General features: G+C 62.0%; 16 protein-coding genes and 1 pseudogene. 7 read left to right on the top strand and 10 right to left on the bottom strand.

Features of this window, described 5'->3' with window-relative positions; translation table 11 throughout:
- Positions 1–50: 50 nt before the first annotated feature.
- On the top strand, positions 51–1280 hold the full coding sequence (gene pepT, locus ACJ8PE_RS15065; protein WP_197665008.1) for a peptidase T: 1230 nt from the start codon (positions 51–53) through the stop codon (positions 1278–1280).
- A gap of 91 nt (positions 1281–1371) precedes the next feature.
- A complete protein-coding gene (locus tag ACJ8PE_RS15060) occupies positions 1372–2460 on the top strand; it encodes a malate/lactate/ureidoglycolate dehydrogenase (RefSeq protein ID WP_197760057.1) in 1089 nt (362 codons plus the stop codon).
- A gap of 41 nt (positions 2461–2501) precedes the next feature.
- Here ACJ8PE_RS15060 and ACJ8PE_RS15055 read toward each other — a convergent pair whose 3' ends face one another.
- The 3 genes from ACJ8PE_RS15055 to phoP form a co-directional block, all read right to left on the bottom strand.
- A complete protein-coding gene (locus tag ACJ8PE_RS15055; protein WP_004941161.1) occupies positions 2502–3623 on the bottom strand; it encodes a ribosomal protein uL16 3-hydroxylase in 1122 nt (373 codons plus the stop codon).
- A gap of 84 nt (positions 3624–3707) precedes the next feature.
- Complete coding sequence (gene phoQ, locus ACJ8PE_RS15050; protein ID WP_197760058.1) at positions 3708–5165, bottom strand: two-component system sensor histidine kinase PhoQ; 1458 nt, start codon at positions 5163–5165, stop codon at positions 3708–3710.
- A 5-nt stretch (positions 5166–5170) separates the two neighbouring features.
- Complete coding sequence (gene phoP / locus ACJ8PE_RS15045) at positions 5171–5842, bottom strand: two-component system response regulator PhoP (protein ID WP_004941169.1); 672 nt, start codon at positions 5840–5842, stop codon at positions 5171–5173.
- Positions 5843–6220: 378 nt separating this feature from the next.
- Between phoP and ACJ8PE_RS15040 the strand changes: the two genes are divergently transcribed.
- Entirely contained in the window at positions 6221–7240 is a 1020-nt protein-coding gene (locus ACJ8PE_RS15040; RefSeq protein WP_046686902.1) for an ADP-ribosylglycohydrolase family protein, read from the top strand.
- Positions 7241–7244: 4 nt separating this feature from the next.
- Here the strand turns inward: ACJ8PE_RS15040 and ACJ8PE_RS15035 are convergent, their stop codons facing one another.
- On the bottom strand, positions 7245–8009 hold the full coding sequence (locus tag ACJ8PE_RS15035) for a GntR family transcriptional regulator (RefSeq protein ID WP_197759973.1): 765 nt from the start codon (positions 8007–8009) through the stop codon (positions 7245–7247).
- 139 nt (positions 8010–8148) lie between these two features.
- Here ACJ8PE_RS15035 and pdxR point away from each other — a divergent pair.
- The 3 genes and pseudogenes from pdxR to ACJ8PE_RS15020 all read left to right on the top strand — a co-directional run bounded on the left by pdxR (position 8149) and on the right by ACJ8PE_RS15020 (position 10903).
- Positions 8149–9614 (top strand): annotated as a pseudogene (gene pdxR / locus ACJ8PE_RS15030) (MocR-like pyridoxine biosynthesis transcription factor PdxR).
- Positions 9615–9730: 116 nt separating this feature from the next.
- Positions 9731–10183 (top strand): GNAT family N-acetyltransferase, encoded by a 453-nt coding sequence (locus tag ACJ8PE_RS15025; protein ID WP_033652064.1) that lies wholly within the window; start codon positions 9731–9733, stop codon positions 10181–10183.
- Positions 10184–10198: 15 nt separating this feature from the next.
- A complete protein-coding gene (locus ACJ8PE_RS15020) occupies positions 10199–10903 on the top strand; it encodes a GNAT family N-acetyltransferase (RefSeq protein WP_046899339.1) in 705 nt (234 codons plus the stop codon).
- Between the two features lie 51 nt (positions 10904–10954).
- Here ACJ8PE_RS15020 and purB read toward each other — a convergent pair whose 3' ends face one another.
- Both purB and hflD read right to left on the bottom strand, forming a co-directional pair.
- Positions 10955–12325 carry an adenylosuccinate lyase gene (gene purB, locus ACJ8PE_RS15015; RefSeq protein WP_033652066.1) on the bottom strand — a complete coding sequence of 457 codons (1371 nt, stop codon included), beginning with the start codon at positions 12323–12325 and terminating at the stop codon, positions 10955–10957.
- 22 nt (positions 12326–12347) lie between these two features.
- The gene (gene hflD, locus ACJ8PE_RS15010) at positions 12348–12974 is read right to left on the bottom strand and encodes a high frequency lysogenization protein HflD (RefSeq protein WP_033642780.1); all 627 of its coding nucleotides are present in this window, start codon (positions 12972–12974) and stop codon (positions 12348–12350) included.
- 331 nt (positions 12975–13305) lie between these two features.
- Here hflD and kup point away from each other — a divergent pair, with 331 nt between their 5' ends.
- Positions 13306–15174 (top strand): low affinity potassium transporter Kup, encoded by a 1869-nt coding sequence (gene kup, locus ACJ8PE_RS15005; protein ID WP_033642781.1) that lies wholly within the window; start codon positions 13306–13308, stop codon positions 15172–15174.
- 51 nt (positions 15175–15225) lie between these two features.
- On the opposite strand, the gene mnmA is transcribed toward kup, so the two are convergent.
- The 4 genes from mnmA to rluE form a co-directional block, all read right to left on the bottom strand.
- Positions 15226–16326: a tRNA 2-thiouridine(34) synthase MnmA gene (mnmA, locus tag ACJ8PE_RS15000; RefSeq protein WP_016928066.1), complete on the bottom strand. Its 1101-nt coding sequence runs from the start codon at positions 16324–16326 to the stop codon at positions 15226–15228.
- Between the two features lie 106 nt (positions 16327–16432).
- Positions 16433–16879, bottom strand: a complete 447-nt coding sequence (locus tag ACJ8PE_RS14995) for an NUDIX hydrolase (protein ID WP_101453104.1) — start codon at positions 16877–16879, stop codon at positions 16433–16435.
- A gap of 9 nt (positions 16880–16888) precedes the next feature.
- A complete protein-coding gene (locus ACJ8PE_RS14990) occupies positions 16889–17227 on the bottom strand; it encodes a lysozyme inhibitor LprI family protein (RefSeq protein WP_197792844.1) in 339 nt (112 codons plus the stop codon).
- A gap of 22 nt (positions 17228–17249) precedes the next feature.
- Positions 17250–17876 (bottom strand): 23S rRNA pseudouridine(2457) synthase RluE, encoded by a 627-nt coding sequence (rluE, locus tag ACJ8PE_RS14985; protein WP_197792845.1) that lies wholly within the window; start codon positions 17874–17876, stop codon positions 17250–17252.
- Positions 17877–17892 lie beyond the last annotated feature (16 nt).

Raw genomic sequence — 17892 nt, 5'->3', positions numbered from 1 at the left:
TCCTGATCGGTTCAGCATAATGAAACGCGATATTCTGAGGGGCCGCTAGCATGGATAAATTACTTGACCGCTTTTTCAACTACGTCTCTTTTGACACCCAGTCCAAAGCGAACGTAAAGCATGTGCCGAGCACCGACGGGCAGTTGAAGCTGGCGCGTGCGTTGCAGCAGGAAATGATCGCGCTCGGCTTCGAGCGGGTGTCGCTCAGTGAGCACGGCTGCGTGATGGGCACCTGGCCGGGTAACGTCGCCTGGCCGGTGCCGGCGGTCGGTTTTATCGCCCATCTGGATACTTCGCCGGATTTCAGCGGCAAACACGTCAATCCGCAGATCGTCGAGAACTATCGCGGCGGCGATATTGCGCTCGGCATTGGCGATGAAGTGCTGTCGCCGGTGATGTTCCCGATCCTGCACCAGATGTTGGGGCAGACCCTGATCACCACCGACGGCAAAACGCTGCTGGGCGCCGACGACAAGGCCGGCATCGCCGAGATCCTCACCGCCATGGTGCGCCTGCGCGCGCGCAAAATCCCGCACGGCGACATCCGCGTGGCCTTCACCCCGGATGAAGAGGTGGGCAAGGGGGCGCAACTGTTCGACGTGGCGGCCTTCAATGCCGAATGGGCTTACACGGTGGACGGCGGCGGCGTCGGTGAGCTGGAGTGCGAAAACTTCAATGCCGCCTCGGTGACGATCAAAATCCTCGGCAACAGCGTGCACCCCGGCAGCGCCAAGGGCGTGATGGTCAACGCGCTGTCGCTGGCTACCCGCATTCATCAGGCGCTGCCGGCGGACGAAACGCCGGAGACCACCGAGGGTTACCAGGGCTTTTACCACCTCAGCAGCATCAAGGGCAGCGTGGAACGCGCCGAAATGCACTACATCCTGCGCGACTTCGAGCGCGAGGGATTCGAGGCGCGCAAACGCAAGATGGTGGACATCGCCCGCGAGGTCGGCAAAGGCCTGCCGCGCGATTGTTATATTGAAGTCAGCATCGAAGACAGTTATTACAACATGCGCGAACAGGTGGCGGAGCATCCGCACGCGATCGCGCTGGCGCAGCAGGCGATGCGCGACTGCGACATTGAACCGGTGATGAAACCGATCCGCGGCGGCACCGACGGCGCGCAGCTGTCGTTCCGCGGCCTGCCGTGCCCAAACCTGTTCACCGGCGGCTACAACTACCACGGCAAGCACGAATTCGTGACGCTGGAAGGCATGGAGCAAGCGGTGGCGGTGATCATGCGCATCGCGGCGCTGGCCGCCGAGCGGGCGCGGTAAAACAGGACGCTTGCGATTATCATAATCGCTTGCCGTAACAAGGCGTTGCTCATAGTGTGGAAGCCTATTCCCCACGCATAAGGACCGCATGATGAGCACCGAATACCGTATCGCCAGCCCGCATTTGGCGCAGTTCGTTCAGGCGATTTGGCGCCAGGCCGGCAGCACGGCGCGCGAAGCCGAGCTGGTGGCCGATCATCTGGTGCAGGCTAATCTGGCCGGGCACGACTCGCACGGCGTCGGCATGATCCCCAGCTACATGGCGTCGTTGGCGCAGGGGCAATTGCAGCTCAATCAACATGCCGAGGTGGTGCGCGACGCCGGCGCGGTGCTGACGCTCGACGGTGCGCGCGGCTTCGGTCAGGTGGTGGCCAGCGAAGCGATGGCGCTGGGCATTGAACGCGCCGGCAAGCTGGGCCTGGCGGCGGTGGCGCTGCACAACGCGCACCATATCGGCCGCATAGGCCATTGGGCGGAGCAGTGCGCCCGCGCCGGTTTTATCTCGATTCACTTCGTCAACGTGGTGGGCGATCCGATGGTGGCGCCGTTCGGCGGCAGCGATCGTCGCTTCGGCACCAACCCGTTCTGCGCCATTTTCCCGCGGCCGGGCCGCACGCCGTTGCTGTTGGATTTTGCCACCAGCGGTATCGCCTTCGGCAAGACCCGGGTGGCCTATAACAAAGGGCTGTCGGTGGCGCCGGGCTATCTGATCGACGAACACGGGCAGCCGACCACCGAACCGAAAGTGATGCACGAAGCGCCGTTCGGTTCGCTGCTGCCGTTCGGCTTGCACAAAGGCTATGCGCTGGCGGCGATGTGTGAGATCCTCGGCGGCGCGCTCTCCGGCGGCCGCACCACCCACGACGCCACGCTGAAAGCCGACAGCGACGCCATCTTCAACTGCATGACGACCCTGATCCTCGATCCTCAGGCCTTCGACGCCCCGCAAATGCAGGCCGAGGCCGAAGCGTTTATCGGCTGGGTGAAGGCGTCGCCGCCGAGCGGCGAACAGCCGATCGCGGTGCCGGGAGAATGGGAAGAGGCCAACCGCGCGGCGCGGCTGGAGCAGGGCATACCGATAGACGCCAATACCTGGCGGCAGATTTGCACGGCGGCGGAGCAGGTGGGCATGGCGAATGAAGCGCTGGCCGGTTTTCGCGCGCAGGCGCGGCAGGCATAAAAAAAGCCACCCGATAGGATGGCTTGTTCGCGTACTCGCAATCAGTCGTTAAAGTACCAATAGCCGCTGTTGACCAGCGCGGTCAGCAGCGCCAGGAATGACGGGTCGTCCACCGCGTCGCCGAGCAGGGCGGCGTCGACGCTGAAGTGCTGGCACAGGGCGTCTGCGGCCTGCAGCTGGTCGGTGTCGATCAGTTCGCCGTTGACGAAGCAGCGATCGCCGACGCGCAGCACGCGCAACCCGCCCAGGCGCTGCAGCGCTTCACCCTGTTGCAGCAGTTCGTAGATTTCCCCGGCTTGATACGGCGGCTCTGGCGGCGCCAGATCCAGCTCGTGGCGCGATTGGGAGATAAACTCGCCGAACCAGTGCTGGAAGTGTTCCGGCTGTTGCACCAGATCCAGCATCATCTGCCGTAAGGCGTCCACTTCCTGCGGCAGGATCTCCGCCGGGTGTTCGCGCAGTTTAACGTCCGGATCGCCGTAGCGTTTGCTGCCCAGCTCGCGCGCCAGCACGTAATCGGCGAAGCCGCTCACCAGCTCGCGGCCGTTCGGCGCGCGGAAGCCCACCGAATAATTGAGCGCGTTTTCCAGCGCGTAGCCTTCGTGCGGGAAGCCCGGCGGAATGTAGAGAATGTCGCCCGGTTCCATCTCTTCGTCGATGATGGCGTCGAACGGCTCTACCTGCAGCAGATCCGGATGCGGGCAGTGCTGTTTCAGCGGCGTTTTTTCCCCGACTCGCCAGCGGCGGCGGCCAGTGCCCTGAATGATGAACACGTCGTACTGATCGAGGTGCGGGCCGACGCCGCCGCCCGGAACGGAGAAGGAGATCATCAGGTCATCCATCCGCCAGTCCGGCAGTTGGCGGAACGGGCGCATCAGCGCTGCGGAAGGCTCATGCCAGTGGTCCACCGCCTGCACCAGCAGCGACCAGTTGTTTTCGCTCAGGTGATCGAAGCTCTCGAAGGGGCCGTGCGCGACCTGCCAACGGCCGTCCTGGTGGCTGACCAGGCGGCTGTCCACTTCGTTTTCCATCGCCAGCCCGGCCAGCTCATCCGGGGAGATCGGATCGATAAAGTTTTTGAAGCCGCGCTTCAGAATCACCGGACGCTTTTGCCAATAACGTTGCAAAAAATCGTTCCAGTCCAGGTCTAATTGATAATCCATGTTCTATTCCAGGATAGAGGAGTGAGCCTGAGTGCGATTATAACGGAAGTTTGGCCCCGTGGATCGGGGCCGCCGAGGCATAATTTACTCGTTGTGGTGGGTATCGTGCTGGCGGGCGAAGGTGACCTGCATGCGCGCGCCGCCGAGTGGGCTGTCGCTGATGACGATTTCGCCGTCGTATTGCTCGATGATCTCCGTCGCCACCGACAGGCCAAGGCCCTGGCCGGGGCGCAGGGTATCCACCCGCTGGCCACGCTGGAAGATCAGCTGGCGCTTGCTTTCCGGGATGCCCGGGCCGTCGTCGTCGATGACGAGGATGAGGTTTTTCTCGGAGTGCAGCGAGGTGATTTCCACGAACTCGAGGCAGTATTTGCAGGCGTTTTCCAACACGTTGCCCATCACTTCCATAAAGTCGTTCTTCTCGCCCATAAAGGTCACCTCTGGCGAGATGTCCAGCGTGATCACCACCCCTTTGCGCTGGTAAACCTTGTTCAGCGCCACCACCAGGCTGTCGAGCAGTGCCGGCACCGAATGGATCTCGCGCGTCAGCACCGTCTGGCCGGAGTTGATGCTGGCCCGATGCAGGTAGTAACCGATCTGCTGAGAGATGCGGCCGATCTGATCCAACATGATCGGCTCGGCTTCTTCGATGGTGGTCTGCTTGCCGCTGCGCAGCGAGCGCAGGGTGCTTTGCAGCACCGCCAGCGGCGTTTTCAGGCTGTGGGTCAGATCCGACAGGGTGGTGCGGTATTTGGTGTAGCGCTGGCGTTCGTTGCGCACCAGAATGTTCAAATTGCGCACCAGGCCGCGCAGTTCGCTGGGCGGGTTCTCATCCAACTGATCGCGTTCGCCGTTCTCCAGCTCGCCCACCTGATTGACCAGCGCCTTGATCGGCCGCAGGCTCCAGTAGGCCGCCAGCCACAGCAGCGGCACCACCAGCAGCAGGTTGGCCAGCAGCACGTAGCTGAACCACTCCCACACTACGTCTGAGCGCTGCAGCTCCTGCGGAATGCTGTCGACCACCACGATGGTCAACGCCGGTAGCCGCGCCGTGGCGGCATAGGTATTGACCGCCACCGAGTGCGTCAGCGCGTTCTGATCGGTATCGTCATAATTCTTCAGCTGATCCTGCGCTTTGGGGTTGTCCCCCAGCACTTCGCTACTGATGCGGGTATCGGTGTCAATTTCGTAGAAGCCGGACTCCTCCAGCCATTCCTTGTTGATCAGCTTCTCCAGCTCCGGCACCTTGCGCTGGCTCCACAGCAGGTTGCCTTTATCGTCGTAGATAAACACCAGCGTGGGAAAATTGAGATCGATATCGGGAGGAATGGCGATGGTGAGCTTGTTGTCTTTCCACTGCGCCAGGCTGAAGAACAGGTTGCTTTCGCCGCGCAGCAGGCGGAAGGCGGTCTTGTCGAAGCTGACGATGTAGCCGACGACCGCCACCAAACCGTAAGAGAGCGACAGCGCCAGGATCACCCCGGCGGTCGCCATCAGGAAGCGGGCGCGCAGCGAAAACGGTTTTTTATTCTTGTTGAACATCATGTTCACTTCGCGTCAAAACGATAGCCCTGGCCACGTACCGTGGTGATCACTTCATGCGGGTATTCCGCCTGCACCTTCTTGCGCAAGCGGCCCATCAGCACGTCGATGGTGTGGCTTTCGCGCAGTTCGGCGTCCGGGTAAAGCTGCAGCATCAACGAATCCTTGCTCACCACCTTGCCGGCGTTGCGGATCAGGGTCTCGATGATGGTGTATTCAAAGGCGGTCAACTTGATCTGTTGATCGTTGACGCTCAGTTCGCGGCGCGACAGATCGATCTGGAACGGCGGCAGCACGATCACCTGCGATGCCAGGCCGCTGTTGCGGCGCATCAGCGCCTGCATGCGGGCGATCACTTCTTCCAGGTGGAACGGCTTGGTGACATAGTCGTCGGCGCCGGCTTCCAGCACCGCCACTTTGTCCTGCCAGCTTTCGCGGGCGGTCAGCACCAGGATCGGCAGCTTGGTCTGGTGCGCGCGCCAACGGCGGATCAGGCTCAGGCCGTCTTCGCCCGGCAGGCCGAGATCGACGATGGCGATATCCGGCGCATGCTCCTGCAGGAAATAATCGGCTTCCTTGGCGTCTTCAGCCGCATCGACCTGATGGCCCATCTCGCGCATCTGAACGGAAAGGTGGTGGCGCAGCAAACCATTATCTTCAACAACCAGTACTCGCATGGCGAACTCCTGTGACTGTGCGGGTGAATGTCCTGTCACCCACGCGATAAAAGGGAACACGCTCCGCGGCGTGTCAGGGGATAACGCGGCCACCTGAACCATTTTGGCAAAAAATGCTGAGGTTATGGTAGGTATAACCCGCCCGGCCCGCAAGAGAGCCGAAGCAATGTATTAAAATAAGCGTTATCAATTTGTTCGCCGACATTATCGACAAGTTCTGATAAACGTCGGATAAACAGCGGCGGGGCAACGTTAAACGCAACTTAAACGCGTCGGGCATTGCCGCGAAAGGAAAGTGTGAACCGGAGCGCTTGATAAGCTTTAAAGGTACTAATAAGGTATTATTGAGGTATCGGCATATTTTCTCAGGAGCGATGGATGAAGCAATTAACCCAGGCAGAACGCATAGCGGGCGCATTTTACGGACAGATGCTGGGCGACGCGCTCGGCATGCCTTCCGAGCTGTGGCCGCGCGAGCGGGTTAAGCGCCACTTCGGCTGGATAGACGGCTTCCTCGATGGGCCGGCGGAGAACTCGGCCGCCTGTTACTTCAAGGCCGGGCAATATACCGACGATACCTCGATGGCGTTGGCGCTGGCCGATGCGCTGCTGGAAGCGGAAGGCGAGGTGGTGCCAGAACTGATCGCTCGCAACGTGATCCGCTGGGTGGACAGTTTTGACGCCTTCAACAAGAACATTCTCGGCCCCAGTTCCAAACTGGCGTTGAGCGAGCAGAAAGCGGGCACGCCGATCGCCGCGTTGGAAAACAACGGCATCACCAACGGCGCGGCGATGCGCATTTCGCCTTTGGGCTGCGTGCTGCCGTCTGCGCCGCTGGAGGGTTTCTGTCAGCAGGTGTGGCTGGCCTCCAGCCCGACGCACAAATCCGACATCGCCGTCGCCGGTGCCGTGGCGATCGCCTGGGCGGTTTCGCGTGCGGTGGAGGGGGCGGACTGGGCCTCGATTCGCCTGGCGTTGCCGGGCGTGGCGGAGTATGCCCAGCGCCGTCAGGTGACGACGTTCAGTCCTTCGCTGGCGGCGCGCATCGAGTTGGCGTTTCAGGTGGTGGATGAGGCGGCCGATCCCGAACAGGCATCCGAGCGGATATATCAACTGATTGGCGCCGGGGTGAGCACCATCGAGTCGGTGCCGGCGGCGCTGGCGATGGTGCAGCTGGCGCAAACCGATCCTACCCGTTGCGCCGTGCTGTGCGCCAATCTGGGGGGCGATACCGACACCATCGGCGCGATGGCCACCGCTGTCTGCGGCGCGCTGCACGGCGCCGAAGCGATGGATCCTGCGCTGCTGGCGCAGTTGCAGCGGGTGAATCCACTGGACGTCGAGGCGTATGCCCAGGCGTTCGTGCGTTTTCGCCGCCGTCGGCAGGGCGAGGCGTAACGGATCAGCTTTCGCTGGTAAACTCGTACATATCGCTGCGGCAGAAGCTTTCGCTGTATTCGATAGGCTTCTTGCGGTGGTCGAACAGCGTCTGGCGCACGATCAGCAGCGGCATCGGTTCTGATAATTGCAGCGCCCGGCGGATGTCGTCATCGGCCATGGCCGCGCTGACCTGGCTGCGCAGCGATCCCATCTCCACGTTATTTCGGCGGAAGTAGTCATAGAGCGAGATGCCAATCTCGTCGACATTGGCAATCGCCGCCGCCACCACGTAGGACACCGCCACCGACATCGGCTGCCGATCGATAAAGTGAATGCGTTTGAGTTGATAGATCGGCGTTCCGGTCGCCAGCTGGAGCTTTTCCGCCAGTTCGGCGCTGGCCGGCACCCGTTCGCGGCTGAGCCATTGCGTGTCCGGCCGGCGCCCTTGTTGCATCACCTCGCGCGAGAACCCTTTGACGTCCGCTAATGAATAGCGCAGCTTCGGCGCGGGCCGTTGCGCCTGGATGAAAGTGCCGTAACCGCGTGAACGGCCGATGATGCCGTCTTGCTCGAGACAGGCCAGCGCTTTGCGCACCGTGATGCGCGAGATGCCGAGCCGTTCGGTAAACAGACGCTCGCTGGGCAGGAAATCCCCCGCGTTCAGCAATCCTTGCTCGATGGCCTGGCGCACCGAGGCGTTAAAGCGCAGATACAGCGGCATCGCGCCCGCGCTGGCCAGATCCTGCAGCAGTTTTTCCAGCAGACGCTGGTTGGTCTCCTTGCTCATAGCCGACGGAAATCCTGTAGCCTCAATGCAATGGCTTATTTAAGGGGATTTCGCCGGGCAGCGCAACTGCCGCCGCCGAGGGGATGAAATAAGGTAGAGTAGTGTGCAATCGCCCCGAGTTTGGAGAAACAGACAGCCCATGAGTGACCACCCATCCTGCGCGGACGACGCGGCAATCCTGGCGGCCTTCACCCAGCAGCGTCAGCAGGGGCTGACCCGACGTTCGGCGCTGCATCAGGCCCTGTTGCGGCTCATCACCGCCGGGGAACTGCCGTGGCGGGCGATACGGTGGAGCAGACCTACGCGCGGCTGGAGGCGGAGGGATACATCAGTCGGGCGGTGGGGCGCGGCAGCTATGTTCGCTATCGCTGCGATACGTTGCTCGGCCGTGAACTGCTGGCGACGCAGGCGGGCCAGGAGGCGCGGCTGGCGGAACGCGAGCTAAGCGATCGCGGCCGGGCGTTGCTGGCGGTCAGCCATACGCCGCACACCAGCCGTCAGGCGTCGCTGACGCCCTCGCTGGCGGATCTGCGGGCGTTTCCCATCGATTCGTGGCTGCAGTGGGAAAAGCAGGCGCTGCGGCGGCACGGCGAGCGGCTGTTGGGGTATGCCGATCCGCAGGGCTTGCCGGAGCTGCGTGCGGAGATCGCGCACTATTTGCAGCGGGAGCGGGGCGTCAAGGCGACGGCGGAGCAGGTGATCGTAGTCACCAGCTCTCAGCAGGCGCTGGCGCTGTGCACGCAGGTGCTGTTCGATCCCGGCGATGCGGTATTCGTCGAAGAGCCGGGTTACCAGGGGGCGAAAAAACTGGTGCAGTCGGCGGGGCTGCAGGCGCGGCCGATCGGCATTGATGAGCAAGGGCTGGACGTCGGGCAACTGATGCAGGCTTCGGGCGGCGGGCGGGGCGTTTACATCACGCCTTCCCATCATTACCCACTGGGATACTCGCTGAGCCTCGAGCGGCGCCTGGCGCTGTTGCAGTGGGCCCAGCGCCGGCGGGCCTGGATCATCGAAGACGATTACGACGCCGAGTTCAACTACGATCGACAAACCAAGGCGGCGCTGCAGGGGCTGGACAGCGGCGGGCGCACGCTGTACATCGGCACCTTCAGCAAGACGCTGTTTCCGGGGCTGCGCATCGGTTTCATGATCGCGCCGCCGCAGCTGGTGCGGCCATTAGTCGCCGCCAGGCAGTTTCAGGACGGCTACACGTCAGCACTGGCGCAGATGACGCTGTTCCACTGCCTGCACGAGGGCGGCTACGCCGAGCATCTGCGCAATATGCGCACGCTGTACAAGGCGAGGCTGGACGTCCTGTACGACGCGGTGCATCGCCATCTCGCGCCCTGGACGCGCCCGGCCTTGCCGCAGGGCGGGCTGCAGCTGGTTTGCCCGCTGGCGGATGCGGCGACGGAGCGGCGGCTGGTGACGGCGGCGGCCGAGCGGGGAATACGATTGTACGGCCTGGCGGATTTCTACACCGGCGCGCCGCAGCGCGGGGCGCTGGTGCTCGGTTTCTCGGCCTATGCGCCGGACGAGATCGTGCGCTTTATCGCCACGCTGGCGCAGGTGTTCAACACGCTGCCGCGGGAAAACGGCGGTTAAAATTGGTCTGCTCGGCGTTTTGAATTGGTCCGTATTACACCGTCGCTGCGCGGTGTATCCTGCCGCTATTCGGTTATTTCCCTAATGGAAATAATATCTTAACCCCGTGAGGCGCTATGAACCCATCAAATCGTGAAGTGACTATCCGCAGAATCAATGGCGACGACAGAGCGCAATGGCTGGCGTTGTGGCAGGGCTATCTCGACTTCTACCGCGCCGACGTGGCGCCGCAGGTGACCGATCGCACCTTCGAACGGTTGGGGCAGGATGAACAGGTGTACGGGCTGGTGGCGGAGGATGCCGACGGCCGGCTGCTGGGGCTGATGAACCTGGTATTCCATCCGTCCACCTGGAGCGCGGTGGGCTATTGTTATATCGAAGATCTTTATGTGTCGCCGCAGGCGCGCGGCCATAAAGTGTCGGAAAAACTGTTCGAACAGGCGTATCGGCTGGCGGAGGCGCGCGGCAGCGATCGGGTCTATTGGATGACTCAGGAGTACAACGCGCCGGCGCGTTCGCTGTACGACAAAATCGGCAGAAGAAGTTCGTTTATCGTTTATACCCGTTAACCGCAGGAGGCGCGTATGGCAATGAATCGTTATGGTCAGCCGATTGGCGAACCGATGCCGGATTGGCAGCCGGCTCGCCGCCCGGGCGGCGCAACGCTCGGCGGGCGTTTCTGTTCACTGGCGCCGCTCGAGCCGCAGCGGGATTACGCCGCGCTGTACGATGCTTTCCAGCTGGCGCCGGACGGCCGCGACTGGACCTATCTGTCTATCGAACGGCCCGATACGCCGGCGGCGATGCTGCAGCATCTGGAGACGCTGCAGGCCAACCCGGGGCTGGTCAATCTGACGGTGTTCGACGCCGCCAGTGACGCGCCGGTGGGGACGGTGGCGCTGATGCGCATCGACGAGGCCAATGGCGTGCTGGAGATTGGCCACGTCAGCTGGTCGCCGTTGATGAAACAGCGCTCCAGCGCCACCGAAGCCATCGCGCTGCTGCTGCGCTACGCCTTTGATACGCTGGGCTACCGCCGCTGCGAATGGAAGTGCGACAGCCACAACGCGCCGTCGCGCCAGGCCGCGCTGCGCTTTGGTTTCCGTTACGAGGGCAACTTCCGCTTTGCGGTGATCGTCAAGGGGCGCAGCCGGGATACCGACTGGTTCGCCATCACCGCCGACCGTTGGCCGACGGTGCGGCAGGCGCTGGCGCGTTGGCTGAGTGCCGAGAACTTCGATGCGCAGGGGCGGCAGATAGCCCGGCTGCAGGTGTTGCGCGGCGAATAATAAGCAACAAGGCGGCCCGCGGGCCGCCTTGTCGTTGTGGGTCTAACGCGCTTACTTCAGCTCGTCGACCAGGGTGGTGGCGCGGCCGATGTAGTTGGCCGGGGTCATCGCCTTCAGACGGGTTTTCTCTTCTTCCGGCAGCGCCAGACCGTCGATGAACGCCTGCATGCCGGCGGCGTCCACGCGCTTGCCGCGGGTCAGCTCTTTCAGCTTCTCGTAAGGCTTCTCGATGCCGTAACGGCGCATCACGGTCTGGATCGGTTCGGCCAGCACTTCCCAGTTGTGATCCAGTTCGTCCAGCAGGTGCGCCTGGTTCACTTCCAGCTTGCTGATGCCCTTCAGGGTGGCCTGATAGGCGATCAGCGCATAGCCCAGGCCCACGCCCAGGTTACGCAGCACGGTGGAATCGGTCAGGTCGCGCTGCCAGCGGGAGACCGGCAGTTTGCCCGCCAGGTGGCCCAGCACGGCGTTGGCCAGGCCCAGGTTGCCTTCGGAGTTTTCGAAGTCGATCGGGTTGACCTTGTGCGGCATGGTGGAGGAGCCGATTTCCCCGGCGATGGTCTTCTGCTTGAAGTGGTTCAGGGCGATGTAGCCCCAGATGTCGCGGTCGAAGTCGATCAGAATGGTGTTGAAACGCGCTACGCAGTCGAACAGCTCGGCGATGTAGTCATGCGGTTCGATCTGGGTCGTGTACGGGTTCCAGGTGATGCCGAGCGAGGTCACGAACGCTTCGCTGAACTGATGCCAGTCCACTTCCGGGTAGGCGACGATGTGGGCGTTGTAGTTGCCGACCGCGCCGTTGATTTTACCCATGATCTCCACACGCTCCAGCTGGCGGTACTGGCGCTCCATGCGGTAAGCCACGTTGGCGAACTCTTTGCCGACGGTCGACGGCGTAGCCGGCTGGCCGTGGGTGCGCGACAGCAGCGGGATATCGCGGTATTCCAGCGCCAGCCCTTTCAGCGCATCGATGATTTTACGCCAGTAAGGCAGCACCACGTCCTGACGAGCGCTTTGCAGCATCAGAGCGTGCGACAGGTTGTTGATATCTTCGGAGGTGCAGGCGAAGTGAATGAACTCGGACACCGCGTGCAGCGCAGGCACCGCCGCCACTTTTTCCTTCAGGAAATACTCGACCGCTTTCACGTCGTGGTTGGTGGTGCGCTCGATGGTTTTGATGCGCTGAGCGTCTTCTTCGTTGAATTCAGCGACGATTTTGTCGAGGAAAGCGTTTGCGTCGGCGTCAAAAGCGGGAACTTCCTTGATTTCTGCGCAGGCGGCCAGTTTTTGCAGCCAACGTACTTCAACCTGTACGCGGAATTTCAGCAGACCGTATTCGCTGAAAATGGGGCGCAGTGCGCTGACTTTATCACCGTAGCGTCCATCAACGGGGGAAACGGCGGTCAGTGAGGATAATTCCATCGGTAGCAACTCCTGGGATCGATTAACAATGAGCAACGATATTTTGCGCCTGCTTGAACAGACGATTACGGGAAAACATTAACTGCAGGCGGCTGCCGCCGACCTGTTGCCACAGCACGGCGGCGCGAATGCCGGCCAGCAGCGTGGCGCGAACTTTGGCCTGCACCTGCGGGTTCTGCAAGATTGCCGGCGAGCCGGTCACCTGGATGCGCGGCCCGAGCGGGCTTACCACGTCGACATAAATGCCGGCCAGCGCGCTGATGATGGTGTCCGACTCAAGATCGAAGTGCGCCAGCTGGCGTTCGAGCTGGCCGAGGCGTTCGCCGAGCGTGTTCATCGCCTGTTTGTTGGCGTTGAGCTTGCGCTCCAGCACCATCAGGCTGATGGTGTAGCGGGTCAGTTCCGCGCCCGGCCCTTTGTTGTTGGCGTTAAGCACGCCCATCAGGGTTTCGAGGCCGACCATCAAATTGCGCTCCTCGCCGCCGAACACCGCCAGCGTAGAGGGTGGGTCCATCTGCAGCAGGCTTTTCAGCGAGGTGTGAAACGCTTCGCGGTCGCATTGCCCTTCATGGGCCAATTGCTGAACCAAACGCGCCGACTGGCTGATACCCGCCATGGCCAGCGTGATGTCATAATAATTCTTCGCCACGATGACTCCTGTAAACGCGGTGAACGGTACATGGCTTACTGTATAAGGTTGTGCGTATCGCCAGGGTAACGGCGGCGGCCGCGAACGGTAACGATCGGGCGTGGCTGTAACAACGATGACAACGAATGCCGCGGATCATGCCATAAAATTGAGGGTAAACCCAGCGTCTAATACGCCTGTGGCGAGGCGGATGCACCGTGCGGCGCAGAACTGCGCAAATAGACGGCGAAAATCGCCGGTGGCGCGGCGCGAACTTATTGTTGCGGCGGCAAATAAAGTGCGGCGGCTGCATCTATACTGCCAACGTGACCCCTCAAATAAAGACCTTTATATGCACGTAAAAAACAAGCAGCCGCTGCCGGCGGTGACGCTGGCGGCCATCGGCGTAGTGTACGGCGATATCGGCACCAGCCCACTCTATACCCTGCGCGAATGCCTGACGGCGGAAGAAGGGATCACCCTGACGCCGACGTCGATCTACGGCTTCCTGTCGTTGATTTTCTGGCTATTGACGCTGGTGGTATCGATCAAATACGTCTGCTTCGTGATGCGCGCCGACAACGACGGTGAAGGGGGGATTCTGACGCTGATGTCGCTGGCGATCCGCAAGCTGGATGCGCGCTGGGTGCCGGCGGCGGTGCTGGTCGGGCTGGTGGGCGGCAGCTTCTTTTATGGCGATGGGGTGATTACCCCGGCCATTTCGGTGCTCTCGGCTATCGAAGGCCTGCAGATTATCGCCCCCGAGCTGGACAGCTTTATCGTGCCGCTGTCGCTGCTGGTGTTGACCGCGCTGTTCGCGATCCAGAAACACGGCACCGGCAGCGTCGGCAAACTGTTCGCCCCGGCGATGGTCATCTGGTTCCTGACGCTGGCGCTGCTCGGCATCGGCGGCATTTTGCATCACCCCGGCGTGCTGCGGGCGCTGAACCCTTACTGGGCGGTGAATTTCTTCCTCGAGTACAAGGCAGTGTCGTTCTTCGCGCTGGGCATGGTGGTGCTGTCGGTCACCGGCGCCGAAGCGCTGTACGCCGACATGGGCCACTTCGGCAAAAAACCGATCCGCCTGGCGTGGTTTACGCTGGTGGCGCCGGCGCTGGTGCTGAACTACTTCGGCCAGGGGGCGCTGCTGTTGGCCAACCCGGCGGCGATCAATAACCCGTTCTTCCTGCTGGCGCCCACCTGGGCGCTGATCCCGCTGCTGGTGATCGCCACGTTGGCGACGGTGATCGCCTCGCAGGCGGTGATCTCCGGCGTCTTCTCCCTGACGCGCCAGGCGGTGCGGCTGGGCTACCTGCCGCCGATGCGCATCATCTATACCTCCGATCAGGAGTCCGGGCAGATCTACATTCCGGTGGTGAACTGGCTGCTGTTCGCGGCGGTGTTGATCGTGATTATCAGCTTCAAACACTCCAGCAACCTGGCCTCGGCTTACGGCATCGTGGTGACCGGCACCATGCTGCTGTCGTCGATTTTGCTGAGCATCGTGGCGGTGAAAAACTGGGGCTGGCCGCGCTATCTGGGTGGGCTGATGCTGCTTGCCATGCTGTGCATCGACGTGCCGCTGTTCGGCGCCAACCTGATCAAACTGGCGACCGGCGGCTGGCTGCCGGTGGCGCTGGGGTTGATCATTCTGCTGATCATGCTGACCTGGAAGACCGAGCGCTCGCGCCTGATCCGCCGGCTGCGCGACAACCAGGAAGGGCTGACCGCGCTGATCGAGTCGCTGGAGAAGGCGCCGCCGAAGCGGGTGCCGGGCACCGCGGTGTTTATGGAGCGCACGCCGCATGCGGTGCCGCTGGTGCTGCTGCATAACCTGAAGCACAACAAGGTGTTGCATGAGCGCGTGGTGCTGCTGACTATCGTGACTACCGACATGCCGTATGTGCACAACGTGCAGCGGGTGGCGATCGAACAGCTGTCGACGAGCTTTTGGCGGGTGGTGGCGAGCTACGGCTGGCGCGAAACACCCAACGTGACGGATATCCTTTATCGCTGCGGCCTGGAAGGGATGAGTTTCACCATGAACGAGACCTCGTTCTTCATGTCGCGCGATACGCTGGTATTGGGCAAGCGCCCCTGGTATCTGCGCGTGCGCGGCAAGGTGTTCCAGCTGTTGCAGCGCAACGCGCTGCGGGCGCCGGATCTGTTCGAAATCCCGCCAAACCGGGTGATCGAACTGGGGGCGCAGGTGGAATTCTGAATAAAAAAAACGCTGCGGTAAACGCAGCGTTTTTCTTGGGCGGCAGGCGAACTACGCCAGGCGCTGTTCGATGATGCCGCCGCCGAGGCAGATTTCGCCCTGGTAGAACACCGCCGACTGGCCGGGGGTGACGGCGGAGACCGGCTCGTCGAAACGCACTTCGATGCGTTCGTCGTCGAGCGGGGTCACGGTGCAAGGGATGTCCTGCTGGCGATAGCGGGTCTTCACCGTACAGCGGAACGGGCCGGTCAGCGGCAGGCGATCCACCCAGTGCAGCTGCTGCGCGATAAGGCCGACGGACATCAGTCGCGGGTGATCGTGCCCTTGCGCGACCACCAGCACGTTATTGGCCACGTCTTTATCCACCACGTACCACGGATCTTCGCTGCTGTCTTTCAGGCCGCCGATGCCTAACCCTTTGCGCTGGCCCAAGGTGTGATACATCAGGCCCTGGTGTTCGCCGACGGTCTGGCCGTCGACGCTGACGATCGGGCCCGGCTGCGCCGGCAGGTAGCGGCCGAGGAAGTCGCGGAATTTGCGCTCGCCGATAAAGCAGATGCCGGTGGAGTCTTTCTTCTTGGCGGTGACCAGCTCCAGTTGCTCGGCGATGCGGCGCACCTCCGGCTTCTCCAGTTCCCCAACTGGGAACAGGCTTTGCGCCACCTGCTCGTGGCTCAGGGTATAGAGGAAGTAACTCTGATCTTTGTTGCCGTCGACGCCGCGCAGCAGGCGGCTTTTGCCGTCCACGTCCTGGCGGCGCACGTAATGGCCGGTGGCGATGAAATCGGCCCCCAGGTCTTCAGCGGCGAACTCCAGGAAGGCTTTGAATTTGATTTCTTTATTGCACAGGATGTCCGGGTTGGGCGTGCGGCCGGCCTTGTACTCTTCCAGGAACAGCTCAAACACGTTGTCCCAGTATTCCGCCGCAAAGTTCACCGTGTGCAGTTCGATGCCCAGCTTGTCGCAGACCGCTTGCGCGTCGGCCAGATCGGTCGCGGCGGAGCAGTACTCTTCGTCGTCGTCTTCTTCCCAGTTTTTCATGAACAGCCCAGCGACCTGATAGCCCTGTTGCTGTAACAGATAGGCGGTAACGGAAGAGTCGACGCCGCCGGACATACCGACGATTACTTTTTTCTGGCTGTTGTCTGACATGGGGATCTCACGAACTTGAACACGAACCGTGCTGATAAAAACAAGCGCAGGATTTTACCACGTTGCCCGCGCCGGCGCACTGTTCATCTTGTGCTGCCCGGTGCCCTCAATGCGGCCAGGCGAAGCTGCCGACCAGCGACAGCGGGTAACGCTCCGGCTGCTGGTAGCTGCGAATGCTCTCGGCCACCAGCGCGGAACGCAGGTTGGGCGCCTGCAAAATCTCGTCGGCGCTCAACCACAGGCAGCGATCAATGTCGTTGTCGTGCGGCTCGGTCGGCAGCGGCTGTTCCAGCTCGATGACGAAGCAAAAACGCAGGAACGGCGTGCGATCCGGCGCAATCCATTGGTGCAGACGTAAAAATGCCTGCGGGGTGGCGCGGATGCCGGTCTCTTCCCACAGCTCGCGCTCGGCGGCTTGCACCAGCGTCTCGTCGGCTTCCAGATGGCCGGCCGGCTGATTCCACAGCGCTTTGCCGTTGATGGTCTCTTCGACAATTAAAAATTTGCCGGCGGCGTGCACTACGCAGGCCACGGTGACGTGCGGTTTGAACATGAGGTCTCCTTACAGCGGTTTGTCGATGCGCCGATAGATATCGTCCAGCTCGGCGATGCGGGTGCGGTAGCTTTTGAGCAGACAGGCGGTGTCGCCGCCGCACCGCTGGCGTTTTGCCAGCCAGGCCTGCTGGCTGTCCTGCATCGCGCCGCGCGCGCCCATGGCGAACAGGCCGCGCAGGAATTGGTATTGGGTGGCCATTTGCACATCCAAATCGTTCAGCGTGCGGTTGGCGCAGATGGCTTGCTCATCGCGGTTTGCCGCCTTGGCGCAGTCGAAGCTGGCGGCCTGGGCGGCGAACGGGGCCGCCAGAGCGGCGAGCAGCAGCGCGATCGGCGTGTATTTCATGGCGCCTCCATCAGTTATCGGTCTACAGAGAATCGATGCTTTTCCATTCACCAGGCTGCAGTGAACCCAGCGAAAGATTACCCATACTGTAGCGAATCAGGCGCAGGGTAGGGAACCCGATATGCGCCGTCATGCGACGCACCTGGCGGTTTCGCCCTTCGAACAGGGTGATTTTCAGCCAACTGGTGGGGATGGATTTACGCTCGCGGATCGGCGGGTTGCGCGGCCATAGCCACTGAGGCTCGGCCACCAACTCAACACCGGCGGGTAGCGTCGGGCCGTCTTTCAGCGTGACGCCGGAGCGCAGCGGCGCCAGATCGCTTTCCTGCGGCGCGCCCTCGACCTGCACATAATAGATTTTGCCGGTGCGCTTGCCCGGCTGGGTGAGCTGCGCCTGCAGCTGGCCGTCGTTGGTCAGCACCAGCAGCCCTTCGCTGTCGCGATCCAGGCGCCCGGCGGCGTAAACGTCGGGGAAGGGGATGTACTCTTTCAGCGTGGCGCGGCCGGCTTTGTCGGTGAACTGCGGCAGCACGTCGAAGGGCTTGTTGAATAACACAATTCGGCGCGGCCCCTTCGGCGCGGCGGGTTTGGCGGCATTCGGCTTGCTGAATCGTTTAACGTTGTGATTTCTAACAGAGAATTTTTTCATAACAGTTGAGATTACG

The organism is Serratia sp. CY74737 (genome assembly GCF_052166775.1).
GTDB classification, from domain to species: domain Bacteria; phylum Pseudomonadota; class Gammaproteobacteria; order Enterobacterales; family Enterobacteriaceae; genus Serratia; species Serratia ureilytica.
The sequence above is the reverse complement of the archived record's forward strand: the minus strand, read 5'-3'. Positions and strand labels throughout refer to the sequence as shown.

Coding starts and splice junctions, on each gene's coding strand:
- ACJ8PE_RS15055 (WP_004941161.1), bottom strand. CDS start 3,623: ATGGATTATCAATTAGACCTGGACTGGAACGATTTTTTGCAACGTTAT.
- rluE (WP_197792845.1), bottom strand. CDS start 17,876: ATGAAAAAATTCTCTGTTAGAAATCACAACGTTAAACGATTCAGCAAG.
- ACJ8PE_RS14990 (WP_197792844.1), bottom strand. CDS start 17,227: ATGAAATACACGCCGATCGCGCTGCTGCTCGCCGCTCTGGCGGCCCCG.
- ACJ8PE_RS14995 (WP_101453104.1), bottom strand. CDS start 16,879: ATGTTCAAACCGCACGTCACCGTGGCCTGCGTAGTGCACGCCGCCGGC.
- phoP (WP_004941169.1), bottom strand. CDS start 5,842: ATGCGAGTACTGGTTGTTGAAGATAATGGTTTGCTGCGCCACCACCTT.
- ACJ8PE_RS15035 (WP_197759973.1), bottom strand. CDS start 8,009: ATGAGCAAGGAGACCAACCAGCGTCTGCTGGAAAAACTGCTGCAGGAT.
- ACJ8PE_RS15040 (WP_046686902.1), top strand. CDS start 6,221: ATGAAGCAATTAACCCAGGCAGAACGCATAGCGGGCGCATTTTACGGA.
- mnmA (WP_016928066.1), bottom strand. CDS start 16,326: ATGTCAGACAACAGCCAGAAAAAAGTAATCGTCGGTATGTCCGGCGGC.
- purB (WP_033652066.1), bottom strand. CDS start 12,325: ATGGAATTATCCTCACTGACCGCCGTTTCCCCCGTTGATGGACGCTAC.
- ACJ8PE_RS15060 (WP_197760057.1), top strand. CDS start 1,372: ATGAGCACCGAATACCGTATCGCCAGCCCGCATTTGGCGCAGTTCGTT.
- pepT (WP_197665008.1), top strand. CDS start 51: ATGGATAAATTACTTGACCGCTTTTTCAACTACGTCTCTTTTGACACC.
- ACJ8PE_RS15020 (WP_046899339.1), top strand. CDS start 10,199: ATGGCAATGAATCGTTATGGTCAGCCGATTGGCGAACCGATGCCGGAT.
- kup (WP_033642781.1), top strand. CDS start 13,306: ATGCACGTAAAAAACAAGCAGCCGCTGCCGGCGGTGACGCTGGCGGCC.
- phoQ (WP_197760058.1), bottom strand. CDS start 5,165: ATGTTCAACAAGAATAAAAAACCGTTTTCGCTGCGCGCCCGCTTCCTG.
- ACJ8PE_RS15025 (WP_033652064.1), top strand. CDS start 9,731: ATGAACCCATCAAATCGTGAAGTGACTATCCGCAGAATCAATGGCGAC.